Origin of the sequence: Streptomyces sp. NPDC048420 (assembly GCF_040651535.1) — a bacterium.
Lineage (GTDB): Bacteria > Actinomycetota > Actinomycetes > Streptomycetales > Streptomycetaceae > Streptomyces.
This window is the reverse complement of record NZ_JBEZKG010000009.1, coordinates 265,351-280,540: the sequence shown is the minus strand read 5'-3', so window position 1 is coordinate 280,540 and position 15,190 is coordinate 265,351. Positions and strand designations below refer to the sequence as shown.

General features: G+C 70.7%; 16 protein-coding genes. 6 read left to right on the top strand and 10 right to left on the bottom strand.

Annotation, left to right across the window (positions count from 1 at the left end; translation table 11 throughout):
• Nucleotides 1-25: 25 nt before the first annotated feature.
• The 4 genes from uraD to AB0D34_RS18595 all read left to right on the top strand — a co-directional run bounded on the left by uraD (nucleotide 26) and on the right by AB0D34_RS18595 (nucleotide 3,328).
• On the top strand, nucleotides 26-538 hold the full coding sequence (gene uraD, locus AB0D34_RS18610; protein WP_362662761.1) for a 2-oxo-4-hydroxy-4-carboxy-5-ureidoimidazoline decarboxylase: 513 nt from the start codon (nucleotides 26-28) through the stop codon (nucleotides 536-538).
• A gap of 2 nt (nucleotides 539-540) precedes the next feature.
• Nucleotides 541-936 (top strand): hydroxyisourate hydrolase, encoded by a 396-nt coding sequence (gene uraH, locus AB0D34_RS18605; protein ID WP_362662759.1) that lies wholly within the window; start codon nucleotides 541-543, stop codon nucleotides 934-936.
• 6 nt (nucleotides 937-942) lie between these two features.
• Nucleotides 943-1,839 (top strand): factor-independent urate hydroxylase, encoded by an 897-nt coding sequence (gene pucL, locus AB0D34_RS18600; protein ID WP_362662757.1) that lies wholly within the window; start codon nucleotides 943-945, stop codon nucleotides 1,837-1,839.
• Nucleotides 1,840-1,951: 112 nt separating this feature from the next.
• Nucleotides 1,952-3,328, top strand: a complete 1,377-nt coding sequence (locus tag AB0D34_RS18595) for an 8-oxoguanine deaminase (protein ID WP_362662756.1) — start codon at nucleotides 1,952-1,954, stop codon at nucleotides 3,326-3,328.
• Nucleotides 3,329-3,471: 143 nt separating this feature from the next.
• On the opposite strand, the gene AB0D34_RS18590 is transcribed toward AB0D34_RS18595, so the two are convergent.
• The 3 genes from AB0D34_RS18590 to AB0D34_RS18580 form a co-directional block, all read right to left on the bottom strand.
• Complete coding sequence (locus AB0D34_RS18590) at nucleotides 3,472-4,281, bottom strand: chitosanase (RefSeq protein WP_362662755.1); 810 nt, start codon at nucleotides 4,279-4,281, stop codon at nucleotides 3,472-3,474.
• A gap of 30 nt (nucleotides 4,282-4,311) precedes the next feature.
• Nucleotides 4,312-4,998: a 2-phosphosulfolactate phosphatase gene (locus tag AB0D34_RS18585; protein WP_362662753.1), complete on the bottom strand. Its 687-nt coding sequence runs from the start codon at nucleotides 4,996-4,998 to the stop codon at nucleotides 4,312-4,314.
• A 149-nt stretch (nucleotides 4,999-5,147) separates the two neighbouring features.
• A complete protein-coding gene (locus AB0D34_RS18580) occupies nucleotides 5,148-6,584 on the bottom strand; it encodes an MFS transporter (protein WP_362662751.1) in 1,437 nt (478 codons plus the stop codon).
• A 111-nt stretch (nucleotides 6,585-6,695) separates the two neighbouring features.
• Here AB0D34_RS18580 and AB0D34_RS18575 point away from each other — a divergent pair, with 111 nt between their 5' ends.
• Nucleotides 6,696-7,091 (top strand): helix-turn-helix domain-containing protein, encoded by a 396-nt coding sequence (locus AB0D34_RS18575; RefSeq protein ID WP_362662750.1) that lies wholly within the window; start codon nucleotides 6,696-6,698, stop codon nucleotides 7,089-7,091.
• A gap of 1 nt (nucleotide 7,092) precedes the next feature.
• Here the strand turns inward: AB0D34_RS18575 and AB0D34_RS18570 are convergent, their stop codons facing one another.
• From AB0D34_RS18570 to AB0D34_RS18550, 5 genes are all read right to left on the bottom strand, one after another.
• On the bottom strand, nucleotides 7,093-7,509 hold the full coding sequence (locus AB0D34_RS18570) for an acyl-CoA thioesterase (RefSeq protein ID WP_362662748.1): 417 nt from the start codon (nucleotides 7,507-7,509) through the stop codon (nucleotides 7,093-7,095).
• Between the two features lie 55 nt (nucleotides 7,510-7,564).
• On the bottom strand, nucleotides 7,565-8,197 hold the full coding sequence (locus AB0D34_RS18565; protein WP_362662746.1) for a hypothetical protein: 633 nt from the start codon (nucleotides 8,195-8,197) through the stop codon (nucleotides 7,565-7,567).
• A 136-nt stretch (nucleotides 8,198-8,333) separates the two neighbouring features.
• Nucleotides 8,334-8,723, bottom strand: coding sequence for a hypothetical protein (locus AB0D34_RS18560; RefSeq protein ID WP_362662744.1), 390 nt, complete (start codon nucleotides 8,721-8,723; stop codon nucleotides 8,334-8,336).
• 12 nt (nucleotides 8,724-8,735) lie between these two features.
• Complete coding sequence (locus tag AB0D34_RS18555; RefSeq protein ID WP_362662743.1) at nucleotides 8,736-11,048, bottom strand: hypothetical protein; 2,313 nt, start codon at nucleotides 11,046-11,048, stop codon at nucleotides 8,736-8,738.
• Between the two features lie 93 nt (nucleotides 11,049-11,141).
• Nucleotides 11,142-12,350 carry a pyridoxal phosphate-dependent aminotransferase gene (locus AB0D34_RS18550; protein ID WP_362662741.1) on the bottom strand — a complete coding sequence of 403 codons (1,209 nt, stop codon included), beginning with the start codon at nucleotides 12,348-12,350 and terminating at the stop codon, nucleotides 11,142-11,144.
• Nucleotides 12,351-12,437: 87 nt separating this feature from the next.
• Here AB0D34_RS18550 and AB0D34_RS18545 point away from each other — a divergent pair, with 87 nt between their 5' ends.
• The gene (locus tag AB0D34_RS18545; RefSeq protein WP_362662739.1) at nucleotides 12,438-13,064 is read left to right on the top strand and encodes a winged helix-turn-helix transcriptional regulator; all 627 of its coding nucleotides are present in this window, start codon (nucleotides 12,438-12,440) and stop codon (nucleotides 13,062-13,064) included.
• Nucleotides 13,065-13,106: 42 nt separating this feature from the next.
• Here AB0D34_RS18545 and AB0D34_RS18540 read toward each other — a convergent pair whose 3' ends face one another.
• Nucleotides 13,107-13,922 (bottom strand): hypothetical protein, encoded by an 816-nt coding sequence (locus tag AB0D34_RS18540; protein ID WP_362662737.1) that lies wholly within the window; start codon nucleotides 13,920-13,922, stop codon nucleotides 13,107-13,109.
• Nucleotides 13,922-15,187 carry a VWA domain-containing protein gene (locus AB0D34_RS18535; protein ID WP_362662735.1) on the bottom strand — a complete coding sequence of 422 codons (1,266 nt, stop codon included), beginning with the start codon at nucleotides 15,185-15,187 and terminating at the stop codon, nucleotides 13,922-13,924. The genes AB0D34_RS18540 and AB0D34_RS18535 overlap by 1 nt, the downstream gene beginning before the upstream one ends.
• Between the last annotated feature and the right edge of the window lie 3 nt (nucleotides 15,188-15,190).

Below are 15,190 nucleotides of genomic sequence, written 5' to 3'. Positions count from 1 at the left end.
CGCGTGGGGGCGTTAGCTGACTCCCGTGACTTCGACTTCCACGCCCTCCGGCCTGGCCCGGTTCAACGTCCTGGAGGAGCACGCGGCCCACGCGGTCCTCCTGGAGGCGTGCGCCTCCACGGCGTGGGCTCGGCGTCTGCTCGCCGCCCGCCCCTACGCCACCGCGGACGACCTCTACGCCACCAGCGACACCGCCACGGCCGAGCTGACCGCCGACGACCTCGCCGAGGCGATGGCCGGCCACCCGCCGATCGGCCGCCCCAAGCCGGGCGACCCCGCCTCGGCCCGCGAGCAGCGCGGTATGGCCGGCGCTTCCGAGGAGCTCAGGGCGGAGATGCTCGAACTGAACCTGGCGTACCAGGAGCGGTTCGGCCATGTCTTCCTGATCTGCGCGACCGGCTGCACCGGCGAGCAGATGCGGGACGCGCTCAAGGAGCGGATCGGCAACGGTCCTGACCAGGAACGCGAGATCGTCCGCGTCGAGCTGGGCAAGATCAACCGTATCCGGCTCGCCCGCATCGCCGAAGAGGACGCCTGACCATGAGCACGAGCACCACCGCCTCCGTGTCCACGCACATCCTGGACACCAGCGTCGGCCGCCCCGCCGAGGCAGTCGCCGTCCGGCTCGCGGCCCGCGGCGGCCGCGACGCGGACTGGCAGGCGCTCGGCGGCTCCGCGACCGACGCCGACGGGCGGTGCAAGGACCTCCCGGCGCTGCCGGAGGGCACCACCCACGTACGGCTCGATTTCGAGGTCGAACCGTACTTCTTGAAGAAGCAAGCCGATGCGCAGCAGGACGCCCCCGCGAATCGGGACAGCGGTGCCGGAGTGTTCTTCCCGGAGGTGGCGATCACGTTCGCCGTCGTGCCGGGCGAGCACTACCACGTACCGCTGCTGCTCAACCCGTTCGGCTACTCCGTTTACCGAGGGAGCTAGCTACAGATGCCCATCTTTCTGGGACAGAACCAGTACGGCAAGGCCGAGAACCGAGTCGTCAAGATCACGCGGGACGGCGCCACCCACCACATCAAGGACCTCAACGTCTCGGTGTCGCTGAGCGGCGACATGGACGAGGTCCACTACTCCGGCTCCAACGCCCACGTCCTGCCGACCGACACCACCAAGAACACGGTGTACGCGTTCGCCAAGGAGCACGGCATCGAGTCCGCCGAGCAGTTCGGCATCCACCTCGCCCGCCACTTCGTGACCTCGCAGGAGCCGATCCACCGGGCGCGAATCCGGATCGAGGAGTACGCCTGGGAGCGGATCGAGGTGCCGGGGGAGGCCAGGCACTCGTTCGTGCGCAAGGGTCAGGAGACCCGGCTGACCCAGATCACCTACGACGGCTCGTCGTGGGAGGTCGTCTCCGGCCTCAAGGACCTGACCGTACTGAACTCCACCGACTCCGAGTTCTGGGGCTACGTCAAGGACAAGTACACGACCCTGCCCGAGGCGTACGACCGGATCCTGGCCACCGAGGTCTCCGGCCGCTGGCGCTTCAACTGGACCGACGACACGCAGGACATGCCCGACTGGGACACGTCGTACGAGCAGACGAAGCAGCACATGCTCCGCGCCTTCGCCGAGACCTACTCGCTCTCGCTCCAGCAGACCCTGTACCAGATGGGTTCGCGGATCATCGAGAACCGCGGTGAGATCGACGAGGTCCGCTTCTCGCTGCCGAACAAGCACCACTTCCTCGTCGACCTGGAGCCCTTCGGCCTCAAGAACGACAATGAGGTGTACTTCGCTGCCGACCGGCCCTACGGCCTCATCGAGGCCACCGTTCTGAGGGACGGCTGCGAGGCGAAGATCCCGGTCGACCTCAGCAACCTCTAGCAACTCCCTTGCGGCACCCGCGGCCGGGACGTTCGACGGAGCTTCCCGGCCGCGGCACTCAAATCCCCGGGGTCCTGCCGTGCCCACTCCACCTCAGCGCAAAGGACGAACCATGGCAGCAGACCGGCGCATCGTCATCGAGAACTGTTCGATCGCGACCGTGGACGCGCACGACACCGAGTACCCGAGCGGGTACGTCGTCGTCGCCGGCAACCGCATCGAGTCGCTCGGCGCGGGCAGGGCGCCCGAGGGCCTGGAAAACGTCGACCGCCGTATCGACGCCACCGGCCACCTCGTGACCCCCGGCCTGGTCAACACCCACCACCACTACTACCAGTGGATCACCCGGGGCCTGGCCACCGACCACAACCTCTTCAACTGGCTCGTCGCGCTCTACCCGACGTGGGCGCGCATCGACGAGGAGATGGTCTACGCGGCCGCCCAGGGGTCGCTCGCGATGATGGCCCGCGGTGGCGTCACCACCGCGATGGACCACCACTACGTCTTCCCCGCCGGTTCCGGTGACCTGTCCGGCGCGATCATCCGCGCCGCCCGCGAGACGGGGGTCCGCTTCACCCTGGCCCGCGGCTCCATGGACCGCAGCGAGAAGGACGGCGGGCTGCCCCCGGACTTCGCCGTCGAGACCCTCGAAGGCGCCCTCGCCGCCACCGAGGCCACCGTCAAGGAGCACCACGACTCCTCCTTCGACGCGATGACCCAGGTCGCCGTCGCGCCCTGCTCGCCGTTCTCCGTCTCCACCGAACTCCTGCGCCAGGGTGCCGAGTTGGCTCGCCGTCTGGGCGTACGGCTGCACACCCACGGCTCCGAGACCGTGGAGGAGGAGCAGTTCTGCAAGGAACTGTTCGGCATGGGACCCACCGACTACTTCGAGTCGACCGGCTGGCTCGGCGAGGACGTGTGGATGGCGCACTGCGTCCACATGAACGACTCCGACATCGCCGCCTTCGCCCGCACGAAGACCGGCGTCGCCCACTGCCCGTCCTCCAACGCCCGTCTCGCGGCCGGTATCGCCCGCGTCCCGGACATGCTCGCGGCCGGTGTCCCGGTCGGCCTCGGCGTCGACGGTACGGCGTCCAACGAGTCCGGCGAACTCCACACCGAGCTGCGCAACGCCCTGCTCATCAACCGCCTCGGAGCGCACCGGGAAGCGGCCCTGAACGCCCGCCAGGCCCTGCGCCTCGGAACGTACGGCGGCGCCCAGGTCCTGGGCCGCGCGGCCGAGACCGGCTCCCTGGAGGCGGGCAAGCTCGCCGACCTCGTGCTGTGGAAGCTCGACACCCTCGCCCATGCGTCGATGGCCGACCCGGTGACCGCGCTGGTCTTCGGCGCGGCGGCGCCGGTCACGGCCTCGTTCGTGAATGGCCGTCAGATCGTGGAGAACAGCCGCCTGTTGCACGTCGACGAGGACGCCGTCGCGCGCTCGACGCGGGAGCAGGCGCGGCGGCTGGCGCGGATCGCCGGTCACTGATGCTCGTACGGCCCTAAGGCCTCGGTCTCCGGTCGGGAGGGACGGCTCCCGACCGGCAGCCGTGGACCCGCTTTCCGCGTTCCACGGCGGCCGTGCCCGGGGCGCGTGTTGGACGCACGCGCCCCGGAACGGTCCACGTCCCCTCAGCCGATCTCGTAACTGTCCCCGTACACCTTCCACTTGAGCGGTGTGTCCAGGTCGAGGTTGCCGGCCTTGAGGAAGACCCGCTGGGCCGTCTCGACCCGGCTCACGTCACGGTGCGCCACCTCCTGCTTCATCGCCCACACCCGGGCGTCCAGGAAGGCGTGCAGGTACGCGGTCTCGTCGCCGCCGTCCGGGGGAGTGTCCGCACCCTCGCGGGCCCGGCCGCGGATGCCGCCGAAGCTGAGAGCGTCAGTGCCGGGGCCGTGCATGACCATCGCGTCGTAGTAGACGAACTGGCCGAGCGTGCCGAGGCCGTCCTCCTTGGCGCGCGCGACCGCCGGGTCGAAGTAGACGCGGTCACGCTCGTCCCGCTGTGCCGTGCGGAACGCGGAGGTCTTCGCCGCCGCCCGCCAGGCCGCCGGGAAGCCCGGGTCGAGACCGTCGTGCGAGTCGGTCCCGTCCACCGCGCGCAGGGCGGGCAGGTACGGGGCCAGGGGGTTGCCCGGGGCCCGGTCCGTGTAGAGCTCGACCAGCGCCAGCATGTCGCTCGTGCCGGAGCAGAAACCGATGATGCCGGCGGTGTAGCCCCGGCCGTCCCCGATGTCCTCGATGTACTCGTACTGCGCCTTCCAGTCCAGCGAGGAGTTCTCCGCGCTGGACACCAGCCGCATCGCGATGTCCTTCTTGGCCGGGACGTCGAGCCCGGTCGGGTCCGCGTCCTCGGCGGACGGCCGCCGGGTGCTCAGCACTCCGGCTCCGAGGGCGGCGAGCAGGGTGCGGCGGGCGGCTGTTCTGGACAGGAGGGCCACGTCGTCTCCAAGTGGGGTGCCGACGGCAGGTCACTGTGAAATGGCGTGTGTGCGCAGGACCATGAGCGAGTCCTCCGAGGTCGCCACCATGGCGAAGGGAAACCGGTCGACCTCGAGACAGAGCGCGACGTCGTCGGGGTGGACACCTTGCCGCACCCCCTCCACCAGCTCGGCGGCGGCACGCGACTCGGCGGCACGACGGAGGAACCCGGCGGCGTCCGTCCCGGTCCCGGTGGCCCTACGGGCGATGTACTGAGCACATGCCAGATCCTCCTCCGCCTGCCCGTCCTCGCCGGTGACCACGAACGTGACACGCTCACTCCGGTGCCTCCGCAGCAGTGCGGCCGTCGCCCCCGCCACCACGAAACCGGCGCACAGCACCAGTGGCGACTCCCTGACCGCGAGGGCGCCGACCGTTCCCGCCGTGGTCTTCTGCACGACGGTCCGTCCGGAGAGGTCCATGGACCGCAGCAGCCCCGGCGAGTTGACCGTGTCGAACCCGGGCGCGGGCGGCCCGTCCTTGAGCGCCACCCAGTCCGGGTGGCGGGCCTTGAGCGCCAGGGCTCCTTCGAGCGACTCGGCGAGAACGATCTTCTCCGCGCCCTGGGCAAAGGCCCAGGCGGCCACGGTGAAGGCACGCATGACGTCGACGACGACGGCCACGGGCGGCGCTTCGGTGTGTTCCAGATCCGCGATACCAAGGAAACGGGAGTCCATTCCGACCATGATCACTGAAGCCCCGCCCAACGTTCCACGGCTTTTCCAAGGGTCCCGAAAGCGCCCTGAAGGGGCGCGGGGAACTGCGCGACTGGCCACAAAGCACCTGCAACCGCAAGGCGGCATGGCGAGGCACATCCCTAGGCGCCCTACCCCCGCACCCGCCCACCCGGCCGCAACACCACCGCAGCCAACCCCACCGCCGCCACCGCAACGACCGCCCCCACCCGAAACGCCAGCTGGTACCCCTCAGCAGTCGCCGACACCAGCTCAGCTCCTTCCGCAAGCTTCCCCTCCGTCCGACTCGCCGCCACCACCGACAGCACCGCAAGCCCCAGCGAACCCCCCACCACCTGCGTGGTGTTGAACAGCCCGGACGCCAGCCCCGCGTCCTCCTCCCGTGCCCCCGCCATCGCGAGCCCCGTCAACGCGGGCATCGCCGCCGCGAACCCGGTGGCCAGCAACAGCAGGACCGGAAGGACGTCCACGAGATAGGAGCCGTCGGCCGGGGCACGGCTCAGCAGGGCCATCCCGGCGGCGATGAGAACGAGCCCCGCCAGCAGCACCCGGTAGGCCCCGAACCGGCCGATGGTCCGCGCGGACAGCCCCAGCATCAGCACCCCGATCGCGACCGGCGCCGGCAGGAACGCCGTACCGGTGAGCAGCTCACCGAAGCCCAGAACCCGTTGGACATACAGCGCACCGAGGAACTGGAAGCCGTACATCGTCGCGATCATCAGGATCTGTACGGCGTTGGCACCGGACAGCAGCCGGGAGCCGAACAGCCGCAGCCGCAGCAGCGGGCGGGCGGCGCGTGCCTGACGCAGGGTGAACGCCGTGAACAGGGTCAGGGCGAGGGCGGCGAGGAGAAGCGTGGTGGTCAGGTCGCGGTCGCCGGAGCCGACGATCACGTACACCGTCAGCATCAGCGCCCCGGTGATCAGCGCGGCCCCCGGATAGTCCGCCCCCCGGCCGAGCCCCTCGCCGTTCTCGTGGGCGAGGACGCGGACAGCCGCCCACAGGGCCACGATCCCGATCGGCAGATTGATCAGGAAGATCCAGTGCCAGTTCAGGGCCTGGGTCAGCGCGCCGCCGAGGAACGTGCCCAGCGCCCCGCCCGCCGCCCCGACCGCGCTGAACACCGCGATCGCACGGGCCTGTTGCCGCGGCTCGGGGAACAGGGAGACCAGCATGCCGAGCACCACCGCCGAGGTCATCGCCCCGCCCACGCCCTGCAGGGCACGCGCCGCGATCAGCACGCCCTGACCGGTCGCCACCCCGCACAGCACGGACGCGACCGTGAACACGGCGAGCCCCGCGACGAACATCCGCTTGCGCCCGACCAGGTCGCCGAGCCGGCCCACCAGCAGCAGCAGCCCGCCGAACGGGATCAGATAGGCGTTGACCACCCAGGCCAGCCCACTCGCCGAGAACCCGAGGTCGTTCTGGACGGCCGGCATGGCTACGGTGACGATGTTGCCGTCCAGGACGGTCATGAGGGTTCCCGCGCACAGGACGACGAGAGCCGTCCAGCGGGAGTACGTTCGGTGCAACGTGGGTGTCGAGGTCTCGACTGTGGCCGTCATGGCGACGTGGCCTCCGCATTCTCCGTGGGTTCCGACAAGTGGCGTTGGTGCACGACTTGTAACGGGGAACATCGTCAGTGACCATGGAGAGCGGCGTAAGGAGGCAGTCCGATGTCCCAGAGGAACACCGGTGTTACCGTCCATGTCGTGAACGCGCACGCGTGTCCGGTGCGGGAAGTTCTTGACAGGGTCTCCGGCAAATGGAGCGTGCAGATCCTGGTCGCGGCCGCCCACGGACCCATCCGCTTCACCGAGTTGGAGCGCAGCATCGAGGGCATCAGCCGCCGTATGCTCACCCTGACCCTGCGCAACCTGGAGCGCGACGGCCTCGTCACCCGCACCGTCCACCCCACGGTGCCGCCCCGGGTCGAGTACGAACTCACCCCGGTAGCCCTTGAGTTGCACGAGACCCTGCAACGCCTGACCGACTGGGCCGAGCGCAACAGGGTCTACATCGCCGAGGCGCGGGCGCAGTACGACGACGAGCGGGAGCCGGAACCGGTCTGATCTACAGCAGGCTCGGGTCCGACGCGAGCCCCTTGAAGACCTCGCCCGCGTTCGCGACCAGTCGCCGCTCCTTGAGGTCCATCAGGCCGCCGACCGCGGTGATCTCGGCCGCCACGGTGCCGTCCTTCTTGCGGATCGTCTGCTGTATCCGGAAGGTCTTGCCCTCGCCCCACTCGAACGCGCAGCTCACCTCCACCTCGTCACCGGCCAGCAGCTCCCGCCGGTAGCGGATGGTCGTCTCCAACGCGACCGGGCCCACTCCGCTGCCGATGAGTTCTGCCTGGGTGATCCCGGCGGCCCTGAGCAGCGACCAGCGGGCGTGTTCCGCGTAGTTGAGGTACACGCTCTGGTTGAGATGGCCCTGCACGTCCGTCTCGTACCCGCGGACGGTCACCGGTACGGAAAACGGCTCGCTCACGTCAATCCCCTCTCACGGCACGGCAGTTACGGTCCTTGATCCTGACACGTGCCCGCTACACGCGGCGCGGGGAGGCCAGCAGGTACCGGGTTCTGGTGCGCGGCTCGGTGTACTCGCCGACCTGCCAGCCGGCGCCCTCCAGGGTGATCGCGCAGGCCCGCAGTGCCCCGGCGTCCGGTACGTGCACGGCGACGGCCTCCGGCTGCGGAGTGGCGCGCACCCGGTAGCCGGGCGAGCCACCCGCTTCCGGCGTATGCCCGGCCGCCTCCAGGGCGAGCGCGGCCGCCTGCACCAGATGGGTGCGCTCCCAGCCGCAGGGCCGGTCCGTGGCCCGGTCGGGACTGGTCATCCGGCGCAGCTCCAGCAGCCCCTGCCAGGCACTGTGCACCTCACGCACCCGGGCCGCAGAGGTGTCCGCGGGCTCCTCGGTGCCGCCTATGTGCGCCGAGAACACACCGGTGGCCGGGGGGAGGGAGACCGGCGCGGGCGACGGTGCCTCCTCGACCGTCTCGCGTATGCGGTGCCCGGCCGGTGTCAGGAAGTGGTCGTGCGGCGGCCGCGGATGCCGGAAGGCCAGCCCACGCTTCACGAGGGCGTCGAGCTGACTGTCCGTGCCCTTCAAGCGCCCGGTGACGGGGTCGGCGGCGTCGATGACACGCCGTTGCGCGGCGGTGGGCGGACGGGTCATGACGGGCACCTCCCCGGAAAGCGGCCTGGTCGAAGGGCCGACACGCTCCCGCGATCAGCCCACTCGAAGACTACGACCCGGGTCTGACACTCCACTCGGTGTTCGCATGTGCCGTGTCCACCCCGGCCGCGTGGTCTCAGATCCCCGGCAGCCCCTGCACCGACTGCGCGAGCTGCCCCACCGCGACGACGAGCGGGGTCACCGGCTGGACGAACTCGTTGAGCCGGTCGAGGGCCCGCCGCAGGACCGTGGGCTGCGGTTCGGCCTCGTCGAGCTCCTCGCGCAGGCGTCGCAGTTCCCTGTCGGTCGCGTCGGGATCGGCCAGCGCCGCCCGGTGTTCCACCAGCAACCGCTCGACCAGCGCGAGGAGTTCGGCCGTACGCTCCGCGTCCTGCGGCTGGAAGGACACCGAGCCGGAGAACGCCTGGGCGTGATCGCCGATGGCCTGGTTGCCCACGTAGTGGGTGCCGCCGCTGATCATGAGACCGTTGTTGACGGGAGGGTCCTGTCGTCTGTCGTCGCTCATGGATGAGGCCTCCTACTTGGCGCCGCCGACGGCGCTCGGGGCGGTCGTGCCGGGCTGCCGCGGGACGTTCTGCGTGGCGGTCGCGCCGGTGCCGATCGCCTGGTTGCCGATGATGCTCGTGCCGCCCTGCTGGATGAGGCCCTGGTTGAGGATGGTCTGCTGCTGGGCGCGGAAGTCGGTGGTGTCGTAGCCGCGCGCGTCGAGGAACTCGCGGATCGCGGCGAGGGTGTGGCGCCCCACCAGGGAGGTGATCCGCGCGGCGTCCACGACCTGGAAGTAGTTGTGGTAGTCCGGGCTCACCGCCAGCTCCCGGACGCTGACGCGGGCGCCGAAGTCGTAGACCGGATCCTGTTCCAGCGCCTTGAGCTCGTCCGTCATCCGTCTGCTGTGCCGTTCCTCGAAGCGGGCCTGGCGCAGCGCCCGGAACGGCGCGGCGAAGAAGGCGGCGGCGGTGCGCGGAACGGCGTCGAGCAGCAGCCCGCGCCGTGCGCCGGGGGAGAGGGGGCCGCGCAGCCGGTCCACGACGTGGTACTCGGCGCGCACCGGGCCGAGCACGTGGTTGCTGCAGTACAGGTGGAGCGTGGTGCCCGCGGTCGAGAAGTGCAGGAACACGCTCGGCACCACGTCCCCGCCCCACAACGGCACATGGACCGCCAGACAGTGGCGGACCGCTCCCGTGGGACGCTCCATGATCCGCTCGACCTCGTCGGCCGACAGCCGTGCGACGGGAGCGAGGCTCGTGGTCCTGATGAACCGCTCGTCGTCACCGACGCTGGTGCCGCTCACGAACACCCGGTCCTCGATGACGAGCGAATCGAGGACCTCGGTGCCGTCCACCGCGCTCCCGTCGACCGGACCGCGGCCGGCGGCCGCCCGGAGCCGTGCGCGTACATGGTCGACGAGCTCGGAGACGGTGAACGCCTCCGGTGCGGCGGACCGCGAGACCCCGCCGGCGGGGCCCTCCGCGGGCAGCAGCGGCACGGCGAGCGGCCACCGCGAGGCCGCCGACGCGTAGCCGAGGAAGGGCGTGTAGCCGCTGTACACCGTGACGTTGCCGTCCTGCGCGTCCCTGAGGACCGCCAGCCGCTCGGCCATCCACCGGCGCCGCGGCACGGTGGGGCGGGGCTGCCGGGGGAACGCCTCGCGGGTCATGGTCGTGCGCAGCAGCCGGTCGACGTCGAGATCATGGCGTACGACGGTGACGTACGCGAACGCCACCGCACCGAAGGACAGCAGGGCGGCCGGCACCCCGCCGAGATAGGAGCCCAGCAGCCAGCTCACGAAGCCGGGAGTGGGCAGCTGCGAGACGAGGGCACCGAAGAGGAAGGCGACGAGCACCGTGACGCCGGCCGCGATTCCGCTGCCCACCAGCACCCTGACCTCGGGCTGGGGCCGGCCGCGGGTGGCCAGACTCGGCCGGCCGTTCGGCCGCCGGGTGGCCGACAGGAGCAGCGCGACGAACAGCAGCCACAGGGGCGCGAACACCGCCACCACGGTGAAGGCCGCGGTCAGCCGCTGGTCGCGGCTGTGCCGCAGCTCCTGGGCCGTCAGACAGTGCCGTACCACCTTCACCAGGTCGACGCCGGGCGAGGCCGCCACGGCGCCGGCCTCGTCGGCCAGGACGTCCTCCACCACCCGGTCGGCGAATCCCTCGTCCACGTAGGCCGCGGCGCACAGATACCGGGTGACGTCACCCGGCGCGCTCCCGACCGGCATGTGGACCGGCGCGGTCGTCATGCCGAGCCCTCCCTCTCTCCAGCGACGGAGCGGCGCCGCCCCGGCGCCGACGGAGCCTGTTCCCGGCAGCCGGGCGGTCAGCAGCGCGAGCAGGGCGCCGACCTCCAGGCCGAAGATGAGGGCGCTGCGCAGCAGGTCCTTCAGCAGGCTGCCGGGCGGCGTCAGTAGTTCGTCGGGGACGAAGGCCTCGTACAGGCCCCACCACGTCAGGTTGGCCAGCGTGGACGCCAGCACACCCACGGTGAGGCAGCGGATCCAGGTCGACCTCCCGCGGGCCGACAGCCGGGACGCGAGGTGGGCGAGACCCACGAGCAGCACCAGGACGGCGAGATCGTTCACGACCAGTGCGGAGGTGCTGCCGTACCGCTCGGAGGAGACCGCCCAGCCCGGCAGGAACGCCGCCTCCAGGAACCAGCGCAGGGTCTCCTCGTCGGTCCGCAGTTGCCTGAAGAACTCCTCCTCGTAGAAGTCCCGCACCGGCCCCTGCACCCAGGGGCTGCCCGCCAGGACCACGAGCAGGATCAGGAGCGTGAGACGGCCACGTAAGGCCGAGGGCCTGCTTGGCGCGCGCAGACGAGACAAGAACACGCGGGACCCCCATCCCCTGATCCCCCCGGATCAGTTGCCGCACTCCAGGGCATCCCCGCTCTCCGTGAACCTGAACCCCGTCGACAACAACTGCTACTGCCGATATCCGCTCAGGAAGCGCCCGATCCGCCCGATCGCCGCCTCCAGGTCCTCCGCGTAGGGCAATGTCAGGATGCGGAAGTGGTCCGGTGTCGGCCAGTTGAAGCCGGTGCCCTGGACGACCTGGATCTTCTCCCTCAGCAGGAGGTCCAGGACGAACTTCTCGTCGTCGTGGATCTTGTGGACCTTGGGGTCGAGACGCGGGAACGCGTACAGCGACCCCTTCGGCTTCACGCAGGACACCCCGGGGATCTCGTTGAGCTTCTCCCAGGCCACCGTGCGCTGTTCGTGCAGACGCCCGCCGGGCATGGTCAGCTCGCGGATGGACTGGCGGCCGCCGAGCGCGGCCTGGATGGCGTACTGCGCGGGCGCGTTGGCGCACAGCCGCATGGAGGCCAGCATGGTCAGGCCCTCCAGGTAGTTCTTCGCGTGCTGCTTCGGCCCGGTGACCACCAGCCAGCCCGAACGGAAGCCGGCCACCCGGTACGTCTTCGACAGACCGCAGAAGGTCAGCACGACCAGGTCGGGCGCGAGGGCCGCGGCCGAGTGGTGCACGGCGTCGTCGTACAGGATCTGGTCGTAGATCTCGTCGGCGAAGACCATCAGGCCGTGCCGGCGGGCGAGATCGAGGATGCCCTCGATGATCTCCTTCGGGTAGACCGCGCCGGTGGGGTTGTTCGGGTTGATGATGACGACGGCTTTGGTGCGGTCCGTGATCTTCGACGCCATGTCGTCCAGGTCCGGGTACCAGTCGGCCTGTTCGTCGCAGAGGTAGTGGACCGCCTTGCCGCCGGCGAGCGTGGTGACCGCCGTCCACAGGGGGAAGTCCGGGGCGGGGATGAGGACTTCGTCGCCGTCCTCGACGAGCGCCTGTACGGCCATGGAGACCAGCTCGGAGACGCCGTTGCCGAGGAAGACGTCGTCGACGCCGACTTCGAGGCCCAGGGTCTGGTAGCGCTGGGCGACCGCGCGGCGGGCGGAGAGGATGCCCCGGGAGTCCGTGTAGCCGTGCGCCTGGGGGAGCATCCGGATCATGTCCTGGAGGATCTCCTCCGGCGCCTCGAAGCCGAACAGCGCGGGGTTGCCGGTGTTGAGGCGCAGGACGCTGTGCCCCGCCTCCTCCAGCGCGTTGGCGTGCTCGATCACCGGGCCGCGGATCTCGTAACAGACCTCGCTGAGCTTGCTCGACTGCCGGAACTCCATGCGCTGCTGCCTCTCCGGTTTCCTGTGTTGCTTGGTTTTACCAAGTAGGAGCTTGGAAAGTCCAACAACTTGTCTAGACTGCGTCGCATGTCACCTCGCCGAAGCTACGACCAGTACTGTTCCGCGGCCCGCGCCCTCGACCTCGTGGGCGACCGCTGGACCCTGCTGATCGTCCGGGAACTGCTGGCAGGCCCGCGCCGCTACACGGACCTGCACGCCGACCTGCCGGGCGTGAGCACGGACGTACTGGCCTCACGGCTGAAGGACATGGAGCGCGACGGCCTGACCACCCGACGCCGACTGCCCCCACCCGGAGCGGCCTACGTGTACGAACTCACCCCGCGCGGCCGCGAGTTGCTGCCCGTGCTCCAGGCCCTCGGCACCTGGGGCGGGCCCGAACTGGGTGAACGGCGGCCCACCGACGCCGTACGCGCGCACTGGTTCGCACTGCCACTGCTGCGCTCGCTGGAGGGCGAGGGCCTCGTCGAAGTGCGCCTTGAGGAGGGGGACTTCCATGTGTACGTCGGCGCGCAGGAGGGTCCCGCGTACGGCGACGGCCCGGCCCCCGGGGAGCCCGACGCCCGGCTCGTCCTGGACGCGGGGACCTGCGGGGCCCTGAGCCGGGGGGAGTTGAGCCTGCCGGACGCGGTGCGGGACGGGCGGGTCGAGGTGACCGGGGACGGCACGATCGCCAAGGCGCTGCGGGAGGCGTGAACGCGAAGAAGGCCCGCCGGAGCGGGCCTTCTTGATGAGCCGTCAGCTTCCCGGCGGCACCCGGGACGGCCGTCCCGCCCCGCGTGTCAGCGCGTACCCGCCGACGCCCGCCAGCGCCGCCAGCGCGCCGCCCACCGCAGTCCACACCCAGCGGTCGGACCACCAGCCGGAGGACCAGCCGTCCTCGGGCTCGATCGCGGACAGCACCGCGGACGAGGACTCCTCCGAACTGTCGTCCTGCGCCTCGGACTTCACCGTGATCCCCGGCACCAGAGGCTCGGCCAGCGAACCGTCCACCGCGGCCGAGCCGCCGATGTCCTTGGAGTCGACGCGCACCTCGGTGCTGACCGGGAGGCCCAGATCGGCGGTGGTGAGGCCGACGACCGTGAGCCGGACGTAGTACGTGCCCGGCAGCGGGTCGTTGGCCCAGGTCTCCGACCAGGCACGGACCGTGCGCAGGGTGCAGGCCAGCTCGACGCTGCCCACGTCCGCCGCCGCGATACGCGTCTGGGCGCCGTACTGGCAGGACTGGCGGCGCCGCAGACCGTCGTACACGTCGATCTGCCAGGTCTGCGCGCCATGGGTCTGGGGCAGCTTCACCGTGGCCTTGACGGTGGGGCGCTGGCCGGAGTCCGCCGGGAACGACCAGTACAGGTAGTCGCCCGTGGAACCGCTCGCCGTGGCCGTCTGGCCCTGCTCGATCTCGGTCGCCGTACGGAAGGAGGTGCCCGCCGAGGTGGGCGCGTCACCGTCCGTCGAGGCCGAATCCGTGGGCGAGGGCGTGGAGTCGGCGGCCGCCGGTGCCACCGCGAGGCCGAGCATCAGCGCCGCGGCGCCCAACACGCGTGTGATCCGCATCAGTTGGTCCTCCAGACCGCGACCCGCCAGCGTGACAGCCAGCCCCACAGCAGACCGGCGACGAAGCCGGCCAGGATCAGCGCGCCGAGCAGCCACCAGCCGCGCCCGAGGCCGAAGGAGGCCACGTCGCTCGCCTTCGACGGCCCGTCCACCACGTCGACCGTCAGCTCGAGCGGCAGACCCGGGGAGGTCTTCACTCCGGAGGCCGCCGAGAAGGAGTTGGTGACCTGGACGCACACGGCCTCCGCGGCCGCGTCCTCGTCGTCGCTCTCGGCCTTCGGGTACCTGAGCCCCGTCGAGATCACATCGGTACGGCCGTTGCCCGCCGCCTCGCCGCGCACGATCTCCCGGCCGTGCACGGTCACCGCCCGCAGCAGCACTCCGTACGAGGGGTTCACGGCCCGGTCGGCCGCCACGCTCACCGAAGTCCGCAGCTCCTGGCCCGGCTCGACGTCCACCCGGTACCAGCGCTGCTGGGTGAACTCCTCGCGGTCGGTGTACAGCCCGGACTTCAGGGTCGGTGCCGCGGCGCAGGTGTCGGCGCCCTCGGTGGCCACCGGCGTCACCACCGGGTCGGCCGCCCGGTCCACCAACTGGTTGACCTTGTCGGTGAGTTCGTCGGTGTGCTCGACCGAGGTGTAGGTGCCGCCGGTCGCCTCGGCGATGCAGCTCAGCTGCTTGCTCATCTTGGTGTTCGGGACCAGACCGAGGGTGTCGATGGTCAGGTCGACACCCTCGGCGGCGATCTCGCGGGCCACCTCGCACGGGTCGAGCGGGGCGCAGGTGTCCTCACCGTCGGTGATCAGCACGATCCGCTTGGAGCCGTCCCCGGCCGTGAAGTCGTCGGCCGCCTTGAGCAGCGCGGGACCGATCGGGGTCCAGCCGGTGGGGGAGAGGGTCGCGACCGCCGTCTTGGCCTCGGTCCGGTCCAGGGTGCTGACCGGGTACAGCTGGGCGGTGTCCTTGCAGCCCGTCTTCCGGTCATCGCCCGGGTAGTTGGCGCCGAGGGTCCGGATGCCGAGCTGGACGTTCTCCGGGGTCGCGTCGAGTACCTCGTTGAAGGCCTGCTTCGCCGCCGCCATCCGGGTGCCGCCGTCGATGTCGGTCGCCCGCATCGAACCGCTCACATCGAGGACGAGGTCGACCTGGGGCGCGGTCCCACCAGTGGGTTCACCGGCGACCGCCGTGGCCGGGAAGGCCGCCCCGGCCGTCAGGGCGACGAGCAGGGCGCACACTCCCGCCGCCAGCCGTTTTCTTGTGATCATCGC

Excerpts from the sequence above, each read along its gene's own strand:
- AB0D34_RS18545 (WP_362662739.1), top strand. The coding sequence starts at position 12,438 with ATGTCACCTCGCCGAAGCTACGACCAGTACTGTTCCGCGGCCCGCGCC.
- AB0D34_RS18560 (WP_362662744.1), bottom strand. The coding sequence starts at position 8,723 with ATGAGCGACGACAGACGACAGGACCCTCCCGTCAACAACGGTCTCATG.
- AB0D34_RS18580 (WP_362662751.1), bottom strand. The coding sequence starts at position 6,584 with ATGACGGCCACAGTCGAGACCTCGACACCCACGTTGCACCGAACGTAC.
- pucL (WP_362662757.1), top strand. The coding sequence starts at position 943 with ATGCCCATCTTTCTGGGACAGAACCAGTACGGCAAGGCCGAGAACCGA.
- AB0D34_RS18535 (WP_362662735.1), bottom strand. The coding sequence starts at position 15,187 with ATGATCACAAGAAAACGGCTGGCGGCGGGAGTGTGCGCCCTGCTCGTC.
- AB0D34_RS18595 (WP_362662756.1), top strand. The coding sequence starts at position 1,952 with ATGGCAGCAGACCGGCGCATCGTCATCGAGAACTGTTCGATCGCGACC.
- AB0D34_RS18550 (WP_362662741.1), bottom strand. The coding sequence starts at position 12,350 with ATGGAGTTCCGGCAGTCGAGCAAGCTCAGCGAGGTCTGTTACGAGATC.
- AB0D34_RS18540 (WP_362662737.1), bottom strand. The coding sequence starts at position 13,922 with ATGCGGATCACACGCGTGTTGGGCGCCGCGGCGCTGATGCTCGGCCTC.
- AB0D34_RS18565 (WP_362662746.1), bottom strand. The coding sequence starts at position 8,197 with ATGACCCGTCCGCCCACCGCCGCGCAACGGCGTGTCATCGACGCCGCC.
- AB0D34_RS18575 (WP_362662750.1), top strand. The coding sequence starts at position 6,696 with ATGTCCCAGAGGAACACCGGTGTTACCGTCCATGTCGTGAACGCGCAC.
- uraH (WP_362662759.1), top strand. The coding sequence starts at position 541 with ATGAGCACGAGCACCACCGCCTCCGTGTCCACGCACATCCTGGACACC.
- AB0D34_RS18585 (WP_362662753.1), bottom strand. The coding sequence starts at position 4,998 with ATGGACTCCCGTTTCCTTGGTATCGCGGATCTGGAACACACCGAAGCG.